The organism is Arthrobacter sp. SLBN-83 (assembly GCF_006715285.1).
GTDB lineage: Bacteria > Actinomycetota > Actinomycetes > Actinomycetales > Micrococcaceae > Arthrobacter.
In genome coordinates this window covers 1,728,415-1,750,955 of the sequence record NZ_VFMX01000001.1, presented here as the reverse complement: position 1 = coordinate 1,750,955, position 22,541 = coordinate 1,728,415, and the positions used below count along the sequence as shown (strand labels likewise).

The following is a 22,541-nucleotide window of genomic DNA, read 5'->3' as shown; positions in this document are numbered from 1 at the left end:
TACTTGATGAGGAGAAGGCTTTGGAGCAGGTCAACGGCGATACCCTGGCAGCAGCCCGCAAGGTGATCGCGGTACACATCAACTACCCAAGCCGGGCTGCCCAGCGCGGCCGCACCCCGGTGCAGCCGTCCTACTTCCTCAAGCCTTCCAGCTCCCTGGCCGTCAGTGGAAGTCCCGTTGAACGTCCGGCCGGCTGCGAACTGCTGGGTTACGAGGGCGAGATCGCCCTGGTGATCGGGAAGGCCGCGCGCCGCGTTTCGATCGAGGACGCGTGGAGCCACGTCACCGCCGTCACCGCCAGCAACGACCTCGGCGTCCACGACCTGCGGTATGCGGACAAGGGCTCCAACCTCCGATCCAAAGGCGGGGACGGCTTCACCCCGGTGGGCCCGGCACTGATTCCGGCAGACGCCGTCGACCCTTCCAAACTGCGGATCCGCACATGGCACAACGGCGAACTGGTCCAGGATGACACCACCGAGGACCTGCTCTTCCCGTTCACCCGCCTTGTGGCAGACCTGTCCCAGCTGCTCACCCTCGAAGAGGGGGACATCATTCTTACCGGCACCCCGGCCGGTGCCTCCGTCGCGAAGCCCGGGGATGTCCTGGAAGTGGAGGTGGGCACCTTCGATGGTTCGCTGTCCACCGGGCGCCTGGTCACCACCGTTGAGGAAGGCACGACGGCGTTCGCCGACTTTGGCGCCCAACCCAAGGTTGATGACCTGCAGCGGGAGGAAGCCTACGGGTCCCGTGAAGCAGCGGGACTTGCCGCCGTCGGGCCTGCCCTCTCCCCCGAACTGAAAGCCAAGCTTGAGTCCGTGGCCACAGCCACGCTGTCCTCCCAGATGCGCAAACGCGGACTTAACAACGTGAGCATCGACGGGCTGCAGGCCACCCGCCCGGACCGGCGCGTGGTGGGCCTGGCCCGCACCCTCCGCTACGTCCCCAACCGCGAAGACCTTTTCAAAACCCACGGCGGCGGCTTCAACGCGCAAAAGAAAGCCATCGACTCCGTCAATGAAGGCGAAATCCTGGTCATGGAGGCCCGCGGGGAGAAGGGCACCGGCACCGTGGGTGACATCCTGGCCCTCCGCGCCCAGGTACGCGGCGCAGCGGCCATCATTACCGACGGCGGCGTCCGCGACTATTCAGCCGTGGCGGACCTGGAGATGCCTACGTACTTCGCCAACCCGCACCCCGCCGTCCTGGGCCGCCGGCACATTCCGTGGGACACGGACATCACCATCGCCTGCGGCGGCGCCACCGTGCAGCCCGGCGACATCATCGTGGCCGACTCCGACGGCATCCTGGTGATCCCGCCGGCCATCGCCGAGGAACTGGTGGACGACTGTATCCAGCAGGAAAAGGAAGAAACCTTCATCTTCGAGATGGTCAAGCAGGGCAACAGCGTGGACGGCCTCTACCCGATGAACGCCGAGTGGCAGGCAAGGTACGCGGAATGGGAAGGCAACACCAATGACTGAGGCCACCATGGTTGCCGGCAGCAAGTCCGAGCAGGCGTACCAGGCCGTCAAGGCCCGGATCGTGGAAGGCACCTACACCCCCGGCTACCGGCTGGTCCTGGGAGCCATCGCCAAGGACCTGGGGTTCAGCGTGGTCCCGGTCCGGGAAGCCATCCGGCGGCTCGAAGCCGAGGGCCTGGTGACGTTTGAGCGAAACGTTGGCGCCACCGTGGCAGGCATCGACCCCACCGAATACCTCTACACCATGCAGACGCTCAGCATTGTGGAAGGCGCAGCCACCGCGCTCTCCGCCCCGCTGATCGATTCCGCCGCCGTGGCCCGGGCCCGGGCCGTGAACCAGGAGATGCGCGAATGCCTGGAACACTTCGATCCGGTCCGGTTCACCCAGCTCAACCAGGACTTCCACAGCGTCCTGTTCGAGCACTGCCCCAACCCCCACATCCTGGACCTGGTGCACCGCGGCTGGAACCGGCTCGCATCCCTCCGGTCCTCCACCTTCCGTTTCGTCCCCGGCCGCGCCCGCGATTCCGTGGAGGAACACGAGAACCTGCTGAAACTCATCGAGACCGGAGCCGACGCCGACGCCATCGAAAAGGCAGCCCGGCTCCACCGGACCGCCACTCTGGACGCCTACCTCGCCCAAACCACCTAGCCGCTCTGCCCGGCAGAACGCACACACCACTTGTACGCAAAGAACACAGTAAGGACTTCAACGATGACTGCCTCTGTAGAAACCGCCAAGCACTACGTTCCCGAGGATCTGCCCACGCACATCCAGCACTACATCAACGGCAAGTTCGTGGACTCGGTCTCCGGAAAGACGTTCGACGTCCTGGACCCAGTGTCCAACCGGAACTACGCCACCGCCGCCGCCGGCCAGAAGGAAGACATCGAACTGGCCGTGGCCGCCGCCCGTGAAGCGTTCGTCAATGGCCCCTGGCCCAGGATGAAGCCCCGCGAGCGAGCCCGGGTCCTCAACAAGATCGCCGATGCCGTCGAAGCCCAGGAAGCACGCCTCGCCGAACTCGAAACCTTCGACACCGGACTGCCCATCACCCAGGCCAAGGGCCAGGCCCTGCGCGCCGCCGAGAACTTCCGCTTCTTCGCGGACCTGATCGTGGCCCAGTTTGATGACGCCATGAAGGTCCCCGGCTCGCAGATCAACTACGTGAACCGCAAGCCGATCGGCGTTGCCGGGCTCATCACGCCGTGGAACACCCCGTTCATGCTGGAGTCCTGGAAGCTCGCTCCAGCCCTGGCCACCGGCAACACCGTGGTCCTCAAGCCGGCCGAGTTCACTCCCCTGTCCGCCTCCCTGTGGGCCACCATCTTCAAGGACGCCGGTCTGCCCGACGGCGTCTTCAATCTGGTCAACGGCCTGGGTGAGGAGGCCGGCGACGCGCTGGTCAAGCACCCGGACGTCCCGCTGATCTCCTTTACCGGCGAGACCACCACCGGCCAGACGATCTTCCGCAACGCTGCCACCAACCTCAAGGGCCTGTCCATGGAGCTCGGAGGCAAGTCTCCGTGCGTCGTGTTTGCCGATGCTGACCTGGACGCCGCCATCGACTCCGCCTTGTTCGGCGTCTTCTCACTCAACGGCGAACGCTGCACCGCCGGCTCCCGCATCCTCGTGGAACGCGCCATCTACGACGAGTTCTGCGAAAAGTACGCCGCCCGGGCCAAGAACATCGTGGTGGGCGATCCGCACGATCCCAAGACGCAGGTTGGCGCCCTGGTCCACCCGGAACACTACGAAAAGGTCGCATCCTACGTGGAGATCGGCAAGTCCGAAGGCCGGCTCCTGGCCGGCGGCGGCCGCCCGGACCACCTGCCCGAAGGCAACTACATCGCACCCACGGTGTTTGCCGACGTCGCCCCTGACGCCCGGATCTTCCAGGAGGAAATCTTCGGACCGGTCGTGGCCATCACCCCGTTCGAGAACGACGACGAAGCCCTGGCGCTGGCCAACAACACCAAGTACGGCCTGGCCGCGTACATCTGGACTCAGAACCTGACCCGGGCGCACAACTTCTCGCAGAACGTTGAGGCCGGCATGGTGTGGCTGAACAGCCACAACGTCCGGGACCTGCGCACCCCGTTCGGCGGCGTCAAGGCCTCCGGCCTGGGCCACGAGGGGGGCTACCGCTCCATCGACTTCTACACGGACCAGCAGGCCGTGCACATCACCCTCGGCACCGTCCACACCCCCAAGTTCGGCAGCATCGAAGCCTCCGCCGGCAACGAAGGCTAGTTCCGGGACCAAAGCCGCCGGCCGTCGTCGTACTTATCCAAGCCCCCGCTCAAAGAAGAGAGAATCCAATGACCAACTTCGTTCCCACCCCCACCGTCCCTGCTCCGGACATCGTCCGCTGCGCCTACATGGAAATCGTGGTCACCGACCTCGCCAAGTCACGCGAGTTCTACGTGGACGTCCTGGGCCTGCACGTCACCGAGGAAGACGAAAACGCCATCTACCTCCGCTCCCTGGAGGAATTCATCCACCACAACCTGGTGCTGCGCAAGGGCCCCATCGCCGCCGTCGCCGCCTTCGCCTACCGGGTGAAGTCCCCCGCCGAGGTTGACGCCGCCGAGGCCTACTACCGCGAACTCGGCTGCCGGGTTGAGCGCCGCAAAGAAGGCTTCACCAAGGGCATCGGCGACTCCGTGCGCGTTGAGGACCCCCTGGGCTTCCCCTACGAGTTCTTCTACGAGGTGGAGCACGTTGAGCGCCTCACCCAGCGCTACGACCTCTACTCTGCCGGCGAACTGGTCCGGCTGGACCACTTCAACCAGGTCACCCCTGACGTGCCCAAGGGCCGCAAGTACCTGGAGGATCTGGGCTTCCGCGTCTCCGAGGACATCAAGGATTCCGACGGCGTCACCTACGCCGCCTGGATGCACCGCAAGCAGACCGTGCACGATACCGCCCTGACCGGTGGCAACGGCCCGCGCATGCACCACGTTGCCTTCGCCACCCACGAGAAGCACAACATCATCCAGATCTGCGACAAGATGGGCGCCCTGCGCATCAGCGACAGGATCGAACGCGGCCCCGGCCGGCACGGCGTCTCCAACGCGTTCTACCTCTACATCCTGGACCCGGACGGCCACCGCATCGAGATTTACACCCAGGACTACTACACCGGCGACCCCGACAACCCCACCATCACCTGGGACGTCCACGACAACCAGCGCCGCGACTGGTGGGGCAACCCCGTGGTCCCGTCCTGGTACACCGAGGCCTCCCTGGTCCTGGACCTGGACGGCAACCCGCAGCCGGTCATCGTCCGTGAGGAGAAGAGCGAGATGGCAGTGACCGTGGGCGCCGACGGCTTCTCCTACACCCGCAAGGACGGTTCACCTGAAGGCGACCGGACCGGCTTCAAGCTGGGAGTCCAGGTCTAGCCATGCTTGAGCCGAAGACGATTGAGGCCATCGCGGACGAGCTGGTGGAAGCAGGCCGCACCCGCACCCCTGTTCCCCGCCTGACCGCCCGGTACCCGGAGATGACGGTGGAGGACTCCTACGCGGTGCAGCAGCTGTGGCGGCGCCGCAACGAGGATGCCGGAAGGACCTTGGTGGGGCGCAAGATCGGCCTCACGTCCAAGGCCATGCAGGCCGCCACCGGCATCACCGAACCGGACTACGGCGCCATCTTCGATGACATGGTGCTGGACACCGGCTGCTCGGTCCAGTGGGACCAGTACACGCATCCGCGGGTGGAGGTTGAGCTGGCGTTCGTGTTGAAGGACGGGCTGAAGGGCCCCGGCGTCACCATCTTCGATGTCCTGAAGGCGACCGATTACGTGGTTCCGGCCTTGGAGATCCTGGACTCCAGGATCGAAATGGAGGGCCGGACCATCGTGGACACCATCTCGGACAACGCCGCCATGGGCGCCATGGTGATCGGGGGCAACCCTGTAAAGCCAGACGCCGTGGACCTGCGCTGGGTCTCCGCCATCCTCTACAAGAACCAGACCGTGGAGGAAACCGGCGTGGCCGCCGGCGTCCTGGACCACCCCGCCAACGGCGTGCACTGGCTGGCCAACAAGATCGCCGCCCATGGCGACGCCCTGAAGGCCGGCGACATCATCCTGGCGGGATCCTTCACCCGCCCCATGTGGGTCTACAAAGGCGATACCGTCCACGCCGACTACGGCCCCCTGGGGAGTGTGACATGCCGTTTCGAATAGAGGACACGTTCCGGTCCGCCTTCGCGGAGGCGGGACGGCCGCTGGCCGGCATGTGGGTCTGCTCCGGCAGCCCGCTCATCGCCGAACTCTGTGCCGGATCCGGACTGGACTGGCTGCTGGTGGACGCCGAGCACAGCCCCAACGGGCTCGAGTCCATCCTGGCCCAGCTCCAGGCCATCCACGGCTACCCCGTGCATACTTTGGTCCGGCCGCCGGTCAACGACACCGTGGTGATCAAGCAGTACCTGGACCTGGGCGTGCAGAACCTGTTGATTCCCATGGTCAACTCGGTGGCCGAAGCCGAAGCCGCGGTGGCCGCCACCCGGTACCCGCCGCAGGGCGTCCGCGGGGTGGGCTCCGCACTGGCCCGCGCAGCCCGCTGGAACCGGGTGCCGGACTACCTGGCCCGCGCCAATGAGACCATCAGCGTCACCGTTCAGATCGAATCCACCGCCGCCGTGGAAGCGGTTGAGGACATCCTCAAAGTCGACGGTGTGGACGCTGTCTTCGTCGGCCCGTCCGACCTCGCCGCCTCCATGGGCCTGCTGGGACAGCAGGAGCACCCCGAGGTGCGCGCCGCCGTCGAACACTGCCTGTCCGCCGCCAAGGCCGCGGGCAAGCCCGCCGGCGTCAATGCCTTCAACCCGGACACGGCCCGACACTACCTCGATCACGGCGCCAACTTCATCCTGGTGGGGGCCGACGTCGCCATCCTCGCCCGGGGCTCCGAAGCCCTTGCTGCAAGGTTTGTGAAGCCAACCGACGGCGACGCAACCGCCAGCTACTGACCCTTAAGGACTCTTCAATGACAGTAACTTCCGAGCTGCCCCCTGCCATCAGCCAGGAGCGTGAGGCGTCCCTGCTCGCCTCGGTCCCCACCGGCCTTTTGATTGGGGGTAAGTGGGTGGAAGCGTCCGACGGCGGCACGTTCGACGTGCACGATCCCGCCACCGGGGAAGTGCTCGCCACCTTGGCCTCCGCTACAAGCGAGGACGCAGTTGCGGCGTTGGACGCGGCCGACGCCGCGCAGGCGTCCTGGGCACGGACGGCGCCGCGCGTTCGGTCCGAGATCCTCCGTAAGGCGTTCGACCTGGTCACCGAACGCGCCGAGGACTTCGCCCTGCTCATGACCCTGGAGATGGGCAAGCCCCTGGCCGAGGCCCGCGGCGAAGTCACCTACGGGGCCGAATTCCTGCGCTGGTTCGCCGAGGAAACCGCCCGCGACTACGGCCGCTACCTCACCACCCCCGAGGGCAAGAACAAGATCCTGGTCCAGCACAAACCGGTCGGGCCCTGCCTGCTCATCACGCCCTGGAACTTCCCCCTCGCCATGGCCACCCGCAAGGTCGCCCCCGCCGTGGCCGCCGGCTGCACCATGGTCCTCAAACCCGCCAAACTCACCCCATTGACAGCGCAGCACTTCGCACAGACCATGCTCGACGCCGGCCTCCCCGCCGGGGTCCTCAACGTCGTCTCCTCCTCCAGCGCCTCGGGGATCTCCGGGCCACTGCTGAAAGACTCCCGCCTCCGGAAGGTCTCCTTCACCGGCTCCACCCCAGTCGGCAAACGCCTCATGGCCGACGCCGCCCAGAACGTCCTCCGCACCTCCATGGAGCTCGGCGGGAACGCACCCTTCATCGTGTTCGAGGACGCCGACCTCGACGCCGCCGTCGAAGGCGCCATGGCCGCGAAAATGCGGAACATGGGCGAAGCCTGCACCGCAGCCAACCGCTTCCTCGTCCACGAAACCGTCGCCTCCGATTTCACCCGCAAGTTCGCCGCCGCTATGGGGGCTTTGACCACCGGCCGCGGCACCGACCCAGAGACGAAGGTCGGTCCTTTGATCGACGGCGGCGCCCGCGACGACGTCCACACCCTCGTCACGGCTGCCGTCGACGCCGGGGCCGTTGCCGTCACCGGCGGCGCACCCGTGGACGGGCCCGGCTACTTCTACCAGCCCACGGTCCTGGCGGACGTCCCTAACGACGCGGCGATCCTGGGCCAGGAAATCTTCGGCCCCGTCGCGCCAGTCACCACGTTCAGCAGTGAAGAAGACGCCATCCGGTTGGCCAACAGCACGGAGTACGGGCTCGCGTCCTACCTCTACAGCCGTGACTTCAACCGCCTCCTGAGGGTGGCTGAGCAGATCGAGTTCGGCATGGTCGGGTTCAACGCCGGGGTCATCTCCAACGCTGCCGCACCGTTCGGCGGCGTCAAGCAATCGGGTCTTGGCCGCGAAGGCGGCTCCGAAGGCATCGCCGAGTACACCACCACCCAATACATCGGCATCTCCGACCCCTACGCGGGCCGGTAAACAGCCAGACTGGCCCAGTTTTGACGGCGGGAACCTTGAAAAACAGGGTTCCCGCCGTTTGTCCTGTCCCAAAACTGGGCCAGTGTGGGAGCCCTGACGTTCGCAGCGTGGTTTCGCCTATGCCGCCAGCGCGTTCGCCACCAGGATCAAGGTGTTGGCGGCGTACTCCCTGACGTGTTTTTGCGACTGGGCCTTCAGCTCCTGGATGAACGCGCCCAGCTGGTGGTCTTCCAGTTTGTTCAGGAGGCTGTCCCGCAGGCCTTGGTTGTCAATGTCACCTGAGCTGCCATAGACATCCACGAGCTTCTGCAAGGTTGCGTAGGGATTGCCCTGGTCAGCGAGGTAGCCCAAGCCATGGGTTTGCAGCGCGCTGCCGGTCACCGGCTTCATGAAGGAAACATCGGGGAGACCACCGTCTGGTTTCCGTGGTGCTGTGAGTTGGTGCATGTCGAGGCTTTCGAAGTCGCCTGCAGCTACTTGGAGACCACCATCAATCGTCCACGAATTGTTCGTCTCGTGTTCTGCCGGAGTGTTGTCGTTCGACGTCGGCGCACCGGTGTAGGCCACGTTGTTGTGCAGAACCTCCCGGTAACCGGGAATGTTGTCCGGACTGGTGGGGCTCACGCGTTCCAGCATGTTGAAGTTGGCGCCGTACCCTGGCTTGTAGGCGGTGTTGTTGATCCAATAGGCAGACTGGCCGGGCTGGTGGTTGGCATAGAAGTTGTTGGCGCCATTGTCCGCAGCCAGGGAGTTGATGACCGTGTGCAGCGGGATGGGCTGGGGAAGCCCGGTGGTGCGGTAGGCATATCCGCCAACCTTGAATCCATTTTGGTCGCCTACCCCGTTCTGGTTGCCATGGTGGTCGAAGGACCAGTTGTTGACGTAGGCGACCCGTCCCTCCGACGTGATGCTGTCGAAGCCGTCGTCGCTGTTATGCCATGCGCGGTCGTTGATGAACCACACGTCTTTTGCGTGGGCACCGAACCCGTCCGTATTGCCCGCTGACCGGGCCGTGGGGCCAATGTTGTTATAGGCGTCGCTGTTCAGTACCACCCCAGTCCCGTCCATGGTGTAGTAGAAGCCGATGGCTTCGTTGTCATGGGCTGCCATGTTTACGAAGTTGGCACCACCGGCAATCCTGAAAGCCTCTGATTGCTTTTGGTCGCCCACCTTGACGCCCGTTACGTCAAAGCCGACGAAGTTCACGTCGGTCACCTGCGTTTCCACGTAGAACGCGGCCACACGTTGATCGGTGGGCACACTGCTGAAATCAAAGACGGGCCGCTTATCCCCCGGGAACGCGGCGTACGTGATCCCGCTCTTATAGATGTCATTGACGTAGTGATAAACGTCTTCGAACGGGTTGTCGGTTTCGCGTACTTCGAACTGGTTGTAGCTGCCGCCCCGGATGTAGACGGTGTCTCCGGCCGCTGCTGCTGCCTGCGCTTTCATCAGCGTTTTGAACGGCGCGTCCTGCGTACCCGCGTTGTCGTCGTTTCCTTCCGGCGAGATGAACCAAACGTGGGTATCCGGAGAGGGGACAGCCTTCAACGCATCCAGCACCGACAAGGCCGAATCCTGGGTACGGTCCACTGACGCCGCGTGGGCAGGGACTGTGATGCCGAAGGCCCCCAGCATACAGACGCCGGCCACTGCTACAGCCGCTCGCTTTGAGTTTTTCACGGACATGACTCCTTTGTATGTCGATTCATGGCGTCGGCCCCCTGGCGCCCAGCCACCCCAGCATGGGTGGAGTCAGAATCCGGCACCGTCACGACGATGAATCGATTCAAGCAGCCGGAAAGCGCTTTCACAAGGGGTTGAATGAAATTCGTGTTCTCTTCGTGCCACGTTGCTGGTGCCAGTCCGGCTGCCCAACCTTCGCTCCCACACAACTGTCCTGCGCCCAAAGACAAGAGCGCGGACGGGGGTGCAAACCAGACTTGGAGTAACCCGCTACGCCGACCGGCTGGCGTCCTTGCCTACTCGAAGTGGAGTATCCCTTGGAAACCTACGATGCGCTCCTCGCGTCCATCACCCCCGCCGCCGGCACGGGCCGGACTATCTTCGACCCGGCCACCGGTGAAGCCGTGGGCGACGCCCCCATCCATGACCTCGACGACCTGGAACATGCCGTGGCCGCCGCCGTCACCGCCCAGCCGGCGTGGGCTGCCCTGGGCCACGACGCCCGGTCCGCCGCGCTCCTCAAAGCAGCCGACGCCGTCGAACGCTCCGCCGAGGAACTTGCCCAGCTGCTCTCCCGCGAGCAGGGCAAGCCGCTGAACGGCCCCAACGCCCGCTTCGAAGTCGGTGCCTGCGTCGCCTGGCTCCGCGCCACCGCGGGCCTGCCGCTGGAACCGGAAACCATCGTGGACGACGGCGAGACCCGTGCCGAACTGCACTACCGGCCCATCGGCGTTGTCGCGGCCATCGGCCCGTGGAACTGGCCCATGATGATCGCCGTCTGGCAGCTCGCCCCGGCCCTGCGGATGGGCAATGCGGTGGTGGTCAAGCCCTCCGGCAACACTCCCCTGTCCGTGCTGGCCCTGGTCAAGGTCCTCAACGAGGAACTCCCCGAAGGCATCCTCTCCGCCATATCCTGCGGCCGCGAGGTGGGTGCCCGCCTGACCGATCACCCCGCGATCGGCAAGATCATGTTCACCGGCTCCACCGCCGGTGGCCGGGCCATCATCAAGTCCTCGGCCGACACGGTCAAACGGCTCACCCTTGAGCTGGGCGGCAACGACGCCGGTATCGTCCTGCCTGACGCCGACCCCAAGGCCATCGCCACGGACATCTTCTGGGGCGCCTTCCTGAACACTGGCCAGACCTGCGCCGCCCTCAAGCGCCTCTACGTCCATGACAGCATCTACGACGCCGTCTGCGAGGAAGTGACCGCCGTGGCCAAAGCCATGCCGATGGGGAACGGGCTGGACGAGAACAACGTCCTGGGCCCGCTGCAGAACAAGGCGCAGTACGACATCGTCGCCAACCTGGTCCAGGCCGCCAAGGACTCCGGTGCCCGCGTCCTCCTGGGCGGGAACCCGGACACCAGCCAGCCCGGCTTCTTCTACCCCACCACGCTGGTGGCGGACATCGACAACGACAACCCGCTGGTGGCCGAGGAGCAGTTCGGGCCGGCACTGCCGATCATCCGCTACAGCACCATTGATGAAGCGGTGGAAAAGGCGAACGGGCTCGACGTCGGCCTGGGCGCCTCCGTCTGGTCCCAGGATATAGGTGCGGCCCGGGAAGTCGCAGCACGGATCCAGGCCGGCACCGTCTGGATCAACCGGCACGGCGCCGTGGACCCGCGCATCCCGTTCGGCGGAGCCAAGCAGTCCGGCTACGGTGTGGAATTCGGCGTCGAAGGCCTCAAGGCCCTCGGCGTCCCGCAGGTCATCAACGGCTGACCAGGAATACAACGGCGGGAGCCCTGCATGCGGAAAGGCATGCAGGGCTCCCGTTTTGTTGCTCGTTTAGCTAGCCCATGGCGGGGGCGGTGGACGTCCGGCCGGCAAACTGGCGGCGGGCCCAACGCGCGAGTTTCTTGCCTTTGCCCTTCCACCAGTTGTCCTCGTCCTGGTTGTGGTGGAAGCGGAACACGATGGCCACCAGCACGAACATTCCCATCACCACGTCCACCCAGGAGGAGAGCACCAGGGCGATGAAGACTGTCAGGGCATTGGCCATGATCGAGGGGATGGCCAAAGTGCGGAACACGGTGCTGGCAACGTAGCGCCGATGCGATCGCGGGACGGACAGCTCGCGGACCATGTCGAAGCAGACGCACACCACCACGATGGTTTGCCCGATGGCCAGCAGGACCTGGCCCGGCAGGGAGTGGCTGAAGGCGGCCACGGATTCCATTCCCGGGCTCATGGCCGGGCCTTGCTGATGAGACCTTCGCTGAGAACTTCAAACACGGAAAAACCCCCAGAACTTGTGGAACCACCGCCGCTGATCCGGCGATGGTTCCATTCAAGTTTCAGGCGGCTTTTCGGTCACGAGTAGTGGGTACTCTATTTTCGGCAGGCAGCGGGAAGCAGTACTTATTGTCCGATCGCCCGCGGCCGCCACAGCATGACGGCCTGCGACCTCGGCCGGGGCCGCTGACCGCGCGCCAGGCTCACCACGTCACCGGCTGCGCCGGCTGCGAAGATCCTCGAGTCCACGGCACGGGGCCTCCGCCCGAGTTCCTCGGTGAGTTCGCTGATCCGGCTCTGGAGGGCGGCCACCTGGTTTTCGAGTTCCAGGATGCGCTTGATTCCCTCCAGCGACACGCCTTCCTGGGACAAACGCTGCACTTCCCGCAGCATGTTCACGTCACGCTGCGAATAACGCCGCGATTTCCCGGGGGCCCGGCTGGGCTTGACGATGCCCAGCCTGTCGTACTGCCGCAGGGTCTGCGGATGCATGTCCGCCAGTTCGGCCGCCACGGAAATCACGAAGATCGGCTGGTCAGCACTGATGTCCACGGCTCACCTCCGCCCTAAAGCCGGGCCTTGGCTGCCAGGCCCTCGCGGACGTCCGCCGACGACGTTGCCTCGGCGAACGCCTTGACCGCAGCTTCGGCGTCCTTGTTGAGATTCTTGGGAACTGCGACGTCGATGGTCACCAGCAGGTCGCCGGTGGCCTTGGACGTCTTCACGCCTTTGCCCTTGACCCGCAGGGTGCGGCCGGACGGCGTGCCGGCCGGTACGCGGACCTTTACCGTCTCGCCGTCGATGGTGGGCACCTGGATGTCGGCGCCCAAAGCAGCCTCCGGGAAGGTGACCGGGACATGGATGCGGAGGTTGTCGCCGTCGCGCGTGTAGAAAGCGTGGGGCTGGACGGAGACGGACACCACCAGGTCGCCGTTGCCGGCAGCACCCGGCTGGCCCTTGCCGCGCACCCGGACCTTCTGGCCGTCCTTGATGCCCGCCGGGACGCGGACGTCGATGACTTCGCCGCTTGGCTCGCGCAGGCCAATGGTGGTGCCGCGGATGGAACCGGCAAAGGAGATGCTGGTGGACGCGGTCCGGTCAGCACCCTTCTGCGGAGTCCGCTGGAAGCCGGGGGCACCGCCGAAACCGCCGAAGAGGTCTGCGAATTCGGGTGGGATGCCGCCGCCTGCGGGGTTGAACCCTCCAGCGTGGCGTCCGGTGTTGCCGGTGAACAGGCCACCGAACATGTCCTCAAACCCGCCGTTGCCGCCGGCGGCACCGCCGGGAGCAAAACGGGCCCCGCTGCCCATGGCCCGGATGGCGTCATACTGCTGGCGCTCATCAGGATCCGAGAGCACCGAATAAGCCTCTGAGATGTCCTTGAACTTCTTCTCGGAAGCAGCGTTCCCCGCATTCGTATCAGGGTGGTGCTGCCGCGCAAGCTTCCGGTAGGCCTTCTTGATGTCGGCATCGGAAGCGTCCTTGGCAACACCAAGGATCTTGTAAAAGTCCTTGTCCACCCAATCCTGGCTAGCCAATGGCGTTTCCTTTCAAAGTACAAAAGCGTAAGGCGAGATTACCGCTAAGCCGGAGCGGATGAGGGGGCCCGGGAGTGGCATCGGGCCTGCCGGAGCGTGGCGGCTGTGGTCCGTAGGACCATAGCCGCCACGCGAAGGGGCGGGGCCCCCTCATCCGCGGAGGCGTTGGGGTGAACTACGCAGGGACCGCGACGATGACCTGTGCTGCGCGGAGCACGCGGTCGCCTGACTTGTAGCCGGAGCGGAGCACCTGGCTGACGGTGTCAACCTCGATGTCTTCGCCGGGCTGCTGGATCAGGGCTTCGTGGATCGTGGGATCGAACTCCACGCCGGTCTCGTTGATGCGGACCAGGCCGTAGGTCTTCAGCGCGTTCTCCAGTTTGTTGGCGATCGCGGCGAAAGGTCCGTCGGTGAGGTCGCCGTGCTGCCGGGCGGCGTCGACGTCGTCCAGGACCGGGAGCAGGGAGTTCAGGACGCCGATGACGGCCATTTCCCCTGCCACGGCGCGGTCGCGTTCGACGCGCTTGCGGTAGTTGACGTACTCAGCCTGGAGGCGAAGCAGGTCGTTGCGCAGTTCGGCTGCCTCGGCGTTGCCACCGGAACCTGCCGGAGCCCCCTGGGCCACGGATTCCTCGGCCGGCACGTCCACGCCGTTGAGAATCTCCTCGGCCTGGGCCAGCGCGTCGCCGTCGGAATCTGCTCCGGCCTGGGCACCGGCCCCGGGGGCGGACTGGCCGCCCTCGGGGTGCCGGGCCTGCCCGGTCACCGGGTCAACCTTGCGGTTGTCCCGGATGACCGGTTCGCCGTTCTGCCCGCGCTCCTGGCCGGCGGATGCGTTGTGCTCTTCCTCGTTACCGTGGTGCGGCATGGGTTACTTCTTCGCTTCGTCTTCGTCGATGATCTCGGCGTCGACGATGTCCTCGTCGGAAGAACCTGCCGAAGCTCCCGCGGCACCTTCAGCACCGGCAGCGCCCGCGCCGTCCGGCGAACCGGCCTGGGCGTAGATCGCTTCGCCGAGCTTGGTCTGGGAAGCCTGCAGCTTCTCGAATGCGGACTTCACAGCGGCGTCGTCGGTGCCTTCGAGGGCCTTCTTGAGGCTGTCAACGTCGCCCTGGACCTCGGTCTTGACCTCTTCGGGCAGCTTGTCCGCGTTGTCGGCAATCAGCTTGTCCACGGAGTAGGCCAGCTGCTCGGCGGTGTTGCGGGTGTCGGTTGCCTCGCGGCGGGCCTTGTCCTCGGCTGCGTGCTCCTCGGCGTCACGGACCATGCGCTCGATGTCTTCCTTGGAGAGGCTGGAGCCACCGGTGATGGTCATGGACTGTTCCTTGCCGGTGCCCTTGTCCTTCGCGGAGACGTGCACGATGCCGTTGGCGTCGATGTCGAAGGTGACCTCAACCTGCGGAACGCCGCGCGGTGCCGGGGCGATGCCGGTCAGTTCGAAGGTTCCCAGCGGTTTGTTGTCGCGGGTGAACTCGCGCTCGCCCTGGAAGACCTGGATGGCCACGGACGGCTGGTTGTCGTCAGCGGTGGTGAAGGTTTCGGACCGCTTGGTGGGGATGGCGGTGTTGCGCTCGATCAGGTGCGTCATCACGCCACCCTTGGTTTCGATACCGAGGGACAGCGGGGTGACGTCGATCAGGAGGACGTCCTTGCGCTCGCCCTTCAGCACACCTGCCTGCAGGGCTGCACCGACTGCCACGACCTCGTCCGGGTTGACGCCCTTGTTGGGCTCCTTGCCCCCGGCCAGTTCCTTCACCAGCTCGGAGACGGCGGGCATACGGGTGGAGCCACCAACCAGCACGATGTGGTTGATGTCAGAGAGCTTGATGCCGGCTTCCTTGATGACGTCGTGGAACGGCTTCTTGGTGCGCTCGAGCAGGTCCTTGGTGAGGTCCTGGAACTTGGCGCGGGTGAGCTGCTCATCCAGGTGGACCGGGCCGTCAGGGGTGACGGAGAGGTACTGGAGCGAGACGTTGGTGCTGGAGGAGGAGGACAGTTCCTTCTTGGCCTGCTCGGCAGCTTCGCGGAGGCGCTGCAGGGCGATCTTGTCCTTGGAGAGGTCGATGCCCTTGACCTTGAGCTGGTTCAGCAGGTAGTCAACGACGCGCTGGTCCCAGTCGTCGCCGCCCAGGCGGTTGTCACCGGCGGTGGCGCGGACCTGGATGGTGGAGAAGTTGTCTTCGTCCTTGCCGACTTCCAGCAGGGAGACGTCGAAGGTACCGCCACCGAGGTCGAAGACCAGGATGAGTTCGTCTTCCTTGCCCTTGTCCAGGCCGTAGGCCAGTGCCGCGGCGGTGGGCTCGTTGACGATGCGCAGGACGTTCAGGCCGGCGATTTCGCCGGCTTCCTTGGTGGCCTGGCGCTCGGCGTCATTGAAGTAGGCCGGGACGGTGATGACGGCGTCGGTGACCTTTTCACCCAGGTAGGACTCGGCGTCGTTCTTCAGCTTCATGAGGATACGCGCGGAGATTTCCTGCGGGGTGTACTTCTTGTCGTCGATGGCCACGGTCCAGTCGGTGCCCATGTGGCGCTTGACCGACGCGATGGTGCGCTCGATATTGTTGACGGCCTGGCGCTTGGCGATCTCGCCAACCAGGACCTCACCGGACTTGGAGAATGCAACGACCGACGGCGTGGTGCGGCCACCCTCGGCGTTGGCAATAACGGTGGGCTCGCCACCTTCGAGAACGGAGACGACGGAGTTGGTGGTTCCGAGGTCGATACCTACTGCACGTGACATGTGTTGCTTCCTTCTTTCCTTGGAAACTGGTTGGCGCCCTAAGCGTTGAGCGTTCTGCACTCAACTTTACTCAGGGCGCCAGCGATGTCAACCAAAGTTGAGCGCAGTTGGCTCAACTTTGCGGTCAGGTTCCGCCCTCCAGATTCCTTGAAATGGCGGGGAGCCCGGCGTAGAAATACGACGGCGGCAGGCCGGTTCGCTTTGCGAGAACGCTTGCCGCCGGGCTGCTTAGCGCTCCGCGTCCCGGTCCCCGTGCAGGGGTCCGCGCTCCTCTGTCGTCGCCTGCATCTGGCCACCACCGGTCAACCCTTCGCGGATGGCGCCCTCAGTCCTCGCACCGCCGGCAGTTCCGGCGTCGCCGTAATCGCCTTCCTCGTACTCGTCGTCGGCCGGCCCCGGAGCGGGCTCGTTGAGGCTGCCCGCTTTGCCATAGTTGCCGTCCGCGTACTGGCCCTCCTCCAGACTGCCTGCGCGCGCAGCTCCGGCGGCTCCATAGTCGCCTTCTTCGTACTCGCCGTCCGCCGAGCCCCGCTCCGCCTCGTTAACGGCGCCGGCGTCGCCGTAATCGCCGTCGACGTACTGCCCGCCTTCCCCTTCCAGCCCGGGGGCACTGCTGCCCTCGCGGGGCTCCTCGGCTGCAAATTCCGGATTTTCAGTCATGGTGCATCTCTCCTTCGAGGGTCCACGTCCATGCGGGCGCATTGGCAGTCTACCGACGGTGCAGGCACACCAACAGGGCCCCGGCTGGCGGCGTCAGGAGGGCTGCGCCGGCAGTCCCGCAACCCCCGCCAGGAGGGCGAGGTGGTGTTCGAAGAGCTCTTCCGGGGCTTTGAACGTGTCCGCACCATACTGGTTGAACACCTCGAAGCTGACGGCGCCGAAAAGGGAACTCCATACAAGGACGCCCCGCGCCACGAGCTCCTCCGGGATGGCAAGCCCATATTCGGAACGGATGGCGGCAAGGTCGGCAGCAAGGGTGGACGCCAGCTCCGCGGACCCCCGGGGAACCGCAAGCTGGCCCGCCCGGGAGGCGGCATCCAGGACACCAATCAGCGCGACGATAACCCTGGTTCCCGGACCCGTCGTACGCTCGGCCGGGGCGTTGTAGCCCGGCGCCGGACTGCCGAACAGGAGGGCGTAGCTTGCCGGCTCTCGCAGGCCCCACGCGCGGACAGCCCGGCCCAGCGCCATGAAGCGTCCAGCATGGTCATCTTCAGGCACTGCCGCGACGGCGGCGTCCACCTCATCCCCCAGCTCACCGAAGGCGTCAATCAGCAGCAGCGTGAGCAGTTCATCCCGGCTTTCCACGTACCGGTAGACAGCAGAGGACACCACACCCAGGTCCCTTGCCACCGCGCGGAGGGACAGCGCTGCCGCGCCGTGCGTTGCGAGGTGCTGCCGCCCGAGCCGGACGATGTCTGCCACGGTCTGGGTCCTGGCCCGCTGCCGCGGCGTCAAGGGGCGGGCAGCCGCGGCGGGCGTATTGCTGGCTTCAGTCACGGGTCCAGCATGCCACAAGCAAGAGCGGTGGCAGCAAAAGAGAGCACCGCTCTTGACTTTGCCGCAAGCCCTCACGCTAATTTTGAGAGCACTGCTCTCTCATTCGAACAAGGAGGCACAAATGTCGGAGGTACACGTCGTGACCGGGGCGGGACCGGTGGGGTGGACTGTGGCCGAACAGCTGGCGGAGCAAGGGCGGACGGTGCGTGTCCTGACCCGTTCGGGCAGCGGCCCCGGGCACCCGCTGATCGAGCGGATAACAGGGGACGCGAATGATCCTGCGGTCCTGCAATCCGCCTTTGCCGGCGCCCGGGCCGTCTTCCACTGCATCCACGGCTCCAAGTACGCCGCCTCCATATGGCAGGCAGAACTTCCCGCCGCCGAGCAGGCAGTACTCAGTGCCGCGCAGGAGGTGGGCGCCGTCGTCGTATTCCCCGAAAGCCTCTACTCCTACAGCGACCCCGACAGCGTCATGGCTGAGGGCAGCCCGCGCGGGGCCACCGGGGGCAAACGTGGCGCGCGGACGGAACTGCTGCGGGCACGCGACGCCTCGGCCACGCCCACGGTGAGCGTGGTGGCCGGCGACTTTTTCGGCCCGCGGGTCCGGATGGCCCACGCCGGCGAGCGCATGGTGGCACCGATCCTGGCCGGAAAGAACGTGAGCGTGGTGGGAAGCTCCCGGCAGCCGCACTCGTTCACCTACGTTCCAGATCTGGCCTCCGGCATGATTGCGGCAGCGGACCGGCCGTCCGCCTGGAATGCCGTGTGGCACGCCCCCACCGGACCGGCTATCACCCAGAAGCAACTTGCCCAGGCTTTCGCTGCAGCCGCAGGACGGCCCTCCCCCAAGGTGCGCGTCCTCCCCGGCTGGACGCTGCGGGCGGCGGGTCTTTTCTCAGCCGATGCACGCGAACTCGCGGAGATGCTGTACCAGTTCGAGCGGCCGTTCATCATGGATTCGGCCGCTTCGGAGGCAGCCCTTGGGGTCGCCAATACTCCGCTGGAAACGGCTGTTGCCGCCACCGTGGACTGGTGGCGGCAACAGGGTTAGCGAAGAAAGGGAGGACTAGCGGGTGGGAACCTCTTCCAGGGGCTCGGCGCCGGGCTCCCGCGGCTTGACGGCGCTTCCGCCATCGGTACGCCCCAGCTTGCTGGGCCACCAGATTCGAGGGCCAATGTCGTAAGCCAGCGCCGGAACCAGCAGCGAGCGCACCAGCACAGTGTCCAGGAGCACGCCGAAGGCCACGATGAAGGCCAGCTGCACCAGGAACATGATGGGAATGACGCCCAATGCCGCAAAGGTGGCAGCAAGCACCACGCCGGCGGAGGTGATCACACCGCCGGTCACCACCAGGCCGCGCAGGATGCCTGGCCGGGTGCCGTGCTTGAGCGATTCTTCCCGGACCCGGCTCATCAGGAAGATGTTGTAGTCCACGCCCAGGGCCACCAGGAAGACGAAGCCGAACAGCGGAACGGTGGCGTCGGCCCCTGGGAATCCGAAGAGGTTGTTGAACACGAAGGCCGACACTCCCAGCGCGGCGGCGTAGGACAGCACCACGGAGAGCACCAGCAGGACCGGGGCCACGATGGAGCGCAGCAGCAGCATCAGGATGAAGAGGATCACTACCAGGACCACCGGGATGATGACCAGCAGGTCGCGCTGGGCGGTGGTGTTGGTGTCCAGGGCCGTGGCCGTCACGCCACCCACCAGGGCGCTGGAATCAACGGCCTTCACCTCAGTGCGCAGGGACTTGATGGTTTCCTCCGCTTCCAGCGAGTCCGCGGCATTCTTCAGCGTGGCGTTGATCAGCACCTTCCCGTCCCGTACATCCGGTGCGCTGGGAGTGCCGGGCGCTCCGGTGATGGGCACATTGCCGGGACCCAGCAGGTAGGCCTCCCCTACGCCGTCGTCCGCTTTCACCTTGTCCAGCACCTCCGCCGCCTTGGCCTGGTCAGCCACCACGACGGCGGGGCTGCCGCTGCCGGCATCAAAGTGGCGCGCCAGCGCATCCTGGCCGTCCACCGCATTGGAGGCCGTGAGGATGACGTCCGTTTGGGGAACACCGTTGGCCTTCAGCTGGAACAGGCCGCCCGCGGCAACGAGCAGCAGGAGGACCGAGGCAACCCAGACGGTCCTGGGGCGCCGCGAGACGAGCGAACCGGTGGCCCGCCACAGGCCCTTCTGGCCTTCCAGTCCCGTCACCAGCTCAGGTTCGCGCTGGTCCTCGGGCAGGAGCTTGGGGCGGAAGGGCCAGAACGCGGCCCGGCCCAGCAGTGCCATCAGCGCGGGCAGCAGGGTCAGGGCGGCGAACAGGGCACACAGGATGCCTGCTGCGGCCACCGGGCCCAGGGCCTTATTGGAATTCAGGTCGGAGAAGAGCAGGCACAGCAGCGCGATGATCACGGTGGCGCCCGAAGCCAGGATGGGCTCAAATGATGCTCTCCAGGCGGTCAGGACGGCGGCGGTGCGGTTGGTGGTGTGGGTGAGGGCCTCGCGGAACCGGGCCACGAAGAGCAGGGCGTAGTCAGTGGCGGCGCCAATCACCAGGATGGAGAGGATGCCCTGGCTTTGCCCGTTGAGCTGGATCCAGCCGGCCTTGGCCATTCCGAACACCAGCAGGATGGCCGCGCAGAGGGCAAACACCGATGTCAGCAGCACCATGATGGGCAGCAGCAGGGACCGGTAAACGATCAGCAGAATCACGAACACGGCGGACAGGGCCACAAGCAGCAGGATGCCGTCGATGCCGCCGAATGCAGCGGTAAGGTCCGCCGCAAGCCCGGCCGGACCGGTCACGAAGGTCTGGGCACCTTCAGGCGCTGCCTCCTTCACGGTGTCGCGAAGCTCCTTGACGGCATCCTTGAGCTCGGCCGACGATCCGATGGGCACGACGAACTGGACGGCCTTGGCGTCCTTGGACGGGATCGGCCCGATGACCGTGCTGCCCAGCTTGAGGTTTTCAAGGTCGGCCTTCAGGCTGGCGAGTTCGCCCAACTGCGGGGGCGTGAAGGCCTCGCTCTTTTCGATGACGATGATGCCGGGAACTTCATCAGAGTCGCGGAACTTCGCCTGCCAGTCCTGCGCCTCCGTGGCCTCGGCGCTGGCGGGCAGGAAGGACGCCTGGTCGTTGGATGAGACCTCCTCCAGGCGGCCGAAGGTGGGGCCGCCCACCCCGGCGAGTCCCAGCCAGGTCAGCACCAGGACGACGGGGACCAGCCAGCGCAGCCAGAACGGGACGCGTTCCCTGCCAACTTTTGTGCGTTTCATGATGCCTTCCATGGATGAGTAGGAGGAGTAGTATTTGTTCCAGCATAGATTATCTCCATGACAGAGATAAGAGCCAGTCAAGCTTTTTTGTATCGCGGGAACCCTTGGCCCCGGAAGGTGCGGTTGGCTCCATGGAGCCTGGAGTAATATCCGTCAGGACGCTTGGGCAAAAATGCGCGCGTAGGACCGAACGCTGGGAGGTGGACATGGCGGAGAACAACACTCCGGATGCCTCCCCTTTCGAGCAGGCAGGCCCGGAGTTCGGGCATCCGCTGCTCCGGATCCTGCAGGAGTTCACCATCGAGGCGAACCGGTATGTGGACGCAGCCGGGGACCGCAAGGACATGCACCGCACGGACATGAACGCCCTCGCCGTGATCATGCGCCATACCGCCAGGGGCAACGTGGTGACGCCCGGGCTGCTGCGGAAGGAACTGAACCTGAGTTCACCGGCCACCACCGCACTGATCGACCGGCTGGACCATTCCGGGCACGTGGTCCGGGAACGCCACGCCACGGACCGGCGGCAGGTCCAGCTGAGAATGACGCCCAAGGCCTTCCGGGAGGGCGGGGCCATCTTCGCCCCGCTGGCCCAGCACATGGGCAGCGCCATGGCGGGTTTCTCCGAGGAGGAACTGGACACGGTCACGCGCTTCATGACGGCAATGATTGACGCAACCGTAGCGGCACGGACGGAATCCGAATAGCAAGCCCTCGCCAGGGGTAGCGTTTGCTTATGAGTGCGCAGCAGCCCGAGGACGACGTTTACACGCACGGCCACCACGAATCGGTGGTCCGAGCCCATGCCGCAAGGACCGCCGAAAATTCCGCGGCCTTCGTCCTCCCCTACCTCTCCCCCGGATCCACCCTCCTGGATGTCGGCTGCGGACCGGGCACCATCACCTGCGACTTCGCCGCCCTGGTCAGCCCGGGCAAGGTCACCGGCCTGGACCGCTCACCGGACATCATCGCCCAGGCCCAGGCGCTCGCCGTCGAGCGCGAAGTGCCCAATGTGGAATTCGTGGCGGGCAATATCTATGACCTGGACTTCGCCGACGACAGCTTCGACGTGGTCCACGCCCACCAGGTGCTCCAGCACTTGACCGATCCCGTGGAGGCACTGCGGGAGATGCGGCGCGTGGCCAAGCCGGGCGGGATCGTGGCGGTGCGGGACGCCGACTTCCACGGCATGAGCTGGTACCCCGAGATCCCGGAGCTGGACGAGTGGATGGACCTGTACCAGCGGGTTGCCCGCCGCAACGGAGCAGAGCCCGACGCCGGGCGGCGGCTGGTCAGCTGGGCCCAGGCCGCGGGCTTCACCGATGTCGCGCCCACCAGCAGCAACTGGCTTTACGCCACGGCGCAGCAACGCCGCTGGCAGGCACGCGTCTGGGGTGAGCGGGTGCTGCATTCCGCCTTCGCCGAGCAGGCACTGGAGTACGGGTTTGCGGAGCCCGCGGACCTGGCGAGGATTTCGGCCGGCTGGCACCGCTGGGGATCCACGGACGACGGCTGGTTCCTGATCCCCAACGGGGAGGTCATCGCACGGGCGTAGCGAGGCAAGTGCCTGCTTTT

At 65.7% G+C, this 22,541-nt stretch carries 20 protein-coding genes; 11 read left to right on the top strand and 9 right to left on the bottom strand.

The features are described 5' to 3' along the window. The first annotated feature begins 20 nt into the window (after nt 1-20). The 7 genes from FBY30_RS07970 (at nt 21) to FBY30_RS07940 (ending at nt 7,994) form a co-directional block, all read left to right on the top strand. A complete protein-coding gene (locus FBY30_RS07970) occupies nt 21-1,484 on the top strand; it encodes a fumarylacetoacetate hydrolase family protein (RefSeq protein WP_142135031.1) in 1,464 nt (487 codons plus the stop codon). Continuing rightward, entirely contained in the window at nt 1,477-2,136 is a 660-nt protein-coding gene (locus FBY30_RS07965; RefSeq protein ID WP_142132376.1) for a GntR family transcriptional regulator, read from the top strand. Before FBY30_RS07970 ends, FBY30_RS07965 begins: the two co-directional genes overlap by 8 nt. 63 nt (nt 2,137-2,199) lie before the next feature. Then, on the top strand, nt 2,200-3,738 hold the full coding sequence (hpaE, locus tag FBY30_RS07960) for a 5-carboxymethyl-2-hydroxymuconate semialdehyde dehydrogenase (protein WP_142132375.1): 1,539 nt from the start codon (nt 2,200-2,202) through the stop codon (nt 3,736-3,738). A gap of 68 nt (nt 3,739-3,806) precedes the next feature. Next, nucleotides 3,807-4,892, top strand: coding sequence for a 3,4-dihydroxyphenylacetate 2,3-dioxygenase (hpaD, locus tag FBY30_RS07955; protein WP_142132374.1), 1,086 nt, complete (start codon nt 3,807-3,809; stop codon nt 4,890-4,892). A 2-nt stretch (nt 4,893-4,894) separates the two neighbouring features. Continuing rightward, nucleotides 4,895-5,680, top strand: a complete 786-nt coding sequence (hpaH, locus tag FBY30_RS07950; protein ID WP_142132373.1) for a 2-oxo-hept-4-ene-1,7-dioate hydratase — start codon at nt 4,895-4,897, stop codon at nt 5,678-5,680. Beyond that, nucleotides 5,665-6,468 carry an HpcH/HpaI aldolase family protein gene (locus FBY30_RS07945; protein WP_200830656.1) on the top strand — a complete coding sequence of 268 codons (804 nt, stop codon included), beginning with the start codon at nt 5,665-5,667 and terminating at the stop codon, nt 6,466-6,468. Before hpaH ends, FBY30_RS07945 begins: the two co-directional genes overlap by 16 nt. Before the next feature lie 17 nt (nt 6,469-6,485). Continuing rightward, complete coding sequence (locus FBY30_RS07940) at nt 6,486-7,994, top strand: NAD-dependent succinate-semialdehyde dehydrogenase (RefSeq protein WP_142132372.1); 1,509 nt, start codon at nt 6,486-6,488, stop codon at nt 7,992-7,994. Nucleotides 7,995-8,111: 117 nt separating this feature from the next. Here the strand turns inward: FBY30_RS07940 and FBY30_RS07935 are convergent, their stop codons facing one another. Continuing rightward, nucleotides 8,112-9,677, bottom strand: coding sequence for a right-handed parallel beta-helix repeat-containing protein (locus tag FBY30_RS07935; RefSeq protein WP_200830655.1), 1,566 nt, complete (start codon nt 9,675-9,677; stop codon nt 8,112-8,114). 320 nt (nt 9,678-9,997) lie between these two features. Between FBY30_RS07935 and FBY30_RS07930 the strand changes: the two genes are divergently transcribed. Then, nucleotides 9,998-11,407, top strand: a complete 1,410-nt coding sequence (locus FBY30_RS07930) for an aldehyde dehydrogenase family protein (RefSeq protein WP_142132371.1) — start codon at nt 9,998-10,000, stop codon at nt 11,405-11,407. Between the two features lie 70 nt (nt 11,408-11,477). Here FBY30_RS07930 and FBY30_RS07925 read toward each other — a convergent pair whose 3' ends face one another. The 7 genes from FBY30_RS07925 to FBY30_RS07895 all read right to left on the bottom strand — a co-directional run bounded on the left by FBY30_RS07925 (nt 11,478) and on the right by FBY30_RS07895 (nt 17,698). Beyond that, the gene (locus FBY30_RS07925; protein WP_142135025.1) at nt 11,478-11,864 is read right to left on the bottom strand and encodes a hypothetical protein; all 387 of its coding nucleotides are present in this window, start codon (nt 11,862-11,864) and stop codon (nt 11,478-11,480) included. Nucleotides 11,865-12,046: 182 nt separating this feature from the next. Next, nucleotides 12,047-12,472 carry a heat shock protein transcriptional repressor HspR gene (locus tag FBY30_RS07920; protein ID WP_142132370.1) on the bottom strand — a complete coding sequence of 142 codons (426 nt, stop codon included), beginning with the start codon at nt 12,470-12,472 and terminating at the stop codon, nt 12,047-12,049. A gap of 14 nt (nt 12,473-12,486) precedes the next feature. After that, on the bottom strand, nt 12,487-13,458 hold the full coding sequence (locus FBY30_RS07915; RefSeq protein WP_200830654.1) for a DnaJ C-terminal domain-containing protein: 972 nt from the start codon (nt 13,456-13,458) through the stop codon (nt 12,487-12,489). Between the two features lie 175 nt (nt 13,459-13,633). Next, on the bottom strand, nt 13,634-14,326 hold the full coding sequence (locus tag FBY30_RS07910; RefSeq protein ID WP_142132369.1) for a nucleotide exchange factor GrpE: 693 nt from the start codon (nt 14,324-14,326) through the stop codon (nt 13,634-13,636). Nucleotides 14,327-14,329: 3 nt separating this feature from the next. After that, a complete protein-coding gene (gene dnaK, locus FBY30_RS07905) occupies nt 14,330-16,198 on the bottom strand; it encodes a molecular chaperone DnaK (protein ID WP_142132368.1) in 1,869 nt (622 codons plus the stop codon). 228 nt (nt 16,199-16,426) lie between these two features. Beyond that, on the bottom strand, nt 16,427-16,858 hold the full coding sequence (locus tag FBY30_RS07900; protein WP_142132367.1) for a hypothetical protein: 432 nt from the start codon (nt 16,856-16,858) through the stop codon (nt 16,427-16,429). A gap of 93 nt (nt 16,859-16,951) precedes the next feature. Beyond that, nucleotides 16,952-17,698, bottom strand: a complete 747-nt coding sequence (locus FBY30_RS07895; protein WP_235009376.1) for a TetR/AcrR family transcriptional regulator — start codon at nt 17,696-17,698, stop codon at nt 16,952-16,954. A 121-nt stretch (nt 17,699-17,819) separates the two neighbouring features. On the opposite strand from FBY30_RS07895, the gene FBY30_RS07890 reads away from it, so the two are divergent. Continuing rightward, nucleotides 17,820-18,749: an NAD-dependent epimerase/dehydratase family protein gene (locus tag FBY30_RS07890; protein WP_142132366.1), complete on the top strand. Its 930-nt coding sequence runs from the start codon at nt 17,820-17,822 to the stop codon at nt 18,747-18,749. A gap of 15 nt (nt 18,750-18,764) precedes the next feature. Here the strand turns inward: FBY30_RS07890 and FBY30_RS07885 are convergent, their stop codons facing one another. Beyond that, entirely contained in the window at nt 18,765-20,966 is a 2,202-nt protein-coding gene (locus FBY30_RS07885; RefSeq protein ID WP_142132365.1) for an MMPL family transporter, read from the bottom strand. A 206-nt stretch (nt 20,967-21,172) separates the two neighbouring features. Between FBY30_RS07885 and FBY30_RS07880 the strand changes: the two genes are divergently transcribed. Both FBY30_RS07880 and FBY30_RS07875 read left to right on the top strand, forming a co-directional pair. Next, nucleotides 21,173-21,673 (top strand): MarR family winged helix-turn-helix transcriptional regulator, encoded by a 501-nt coding sequence (locus FBY30_RS07880; RefSeq protein WP_200830652.1) that lies wholly within the window; start codon nt 21,173-21,175, stop codon nt 21,671-21,673. 29 nt (nt 21,674-21,702) lie between these two features. Next, a complete protein-coding gene (locus FBY30_RS07875; protein WP_142132364.1) occupies nt 21,703-22,521 on the top strand; it encodes a methyltransferase domain-containing protein in 819 nt (272 codons plus the stop codon). The last annotated feature ends 20 nt before the right edge of the window (nt 22,522-22,541 follow it).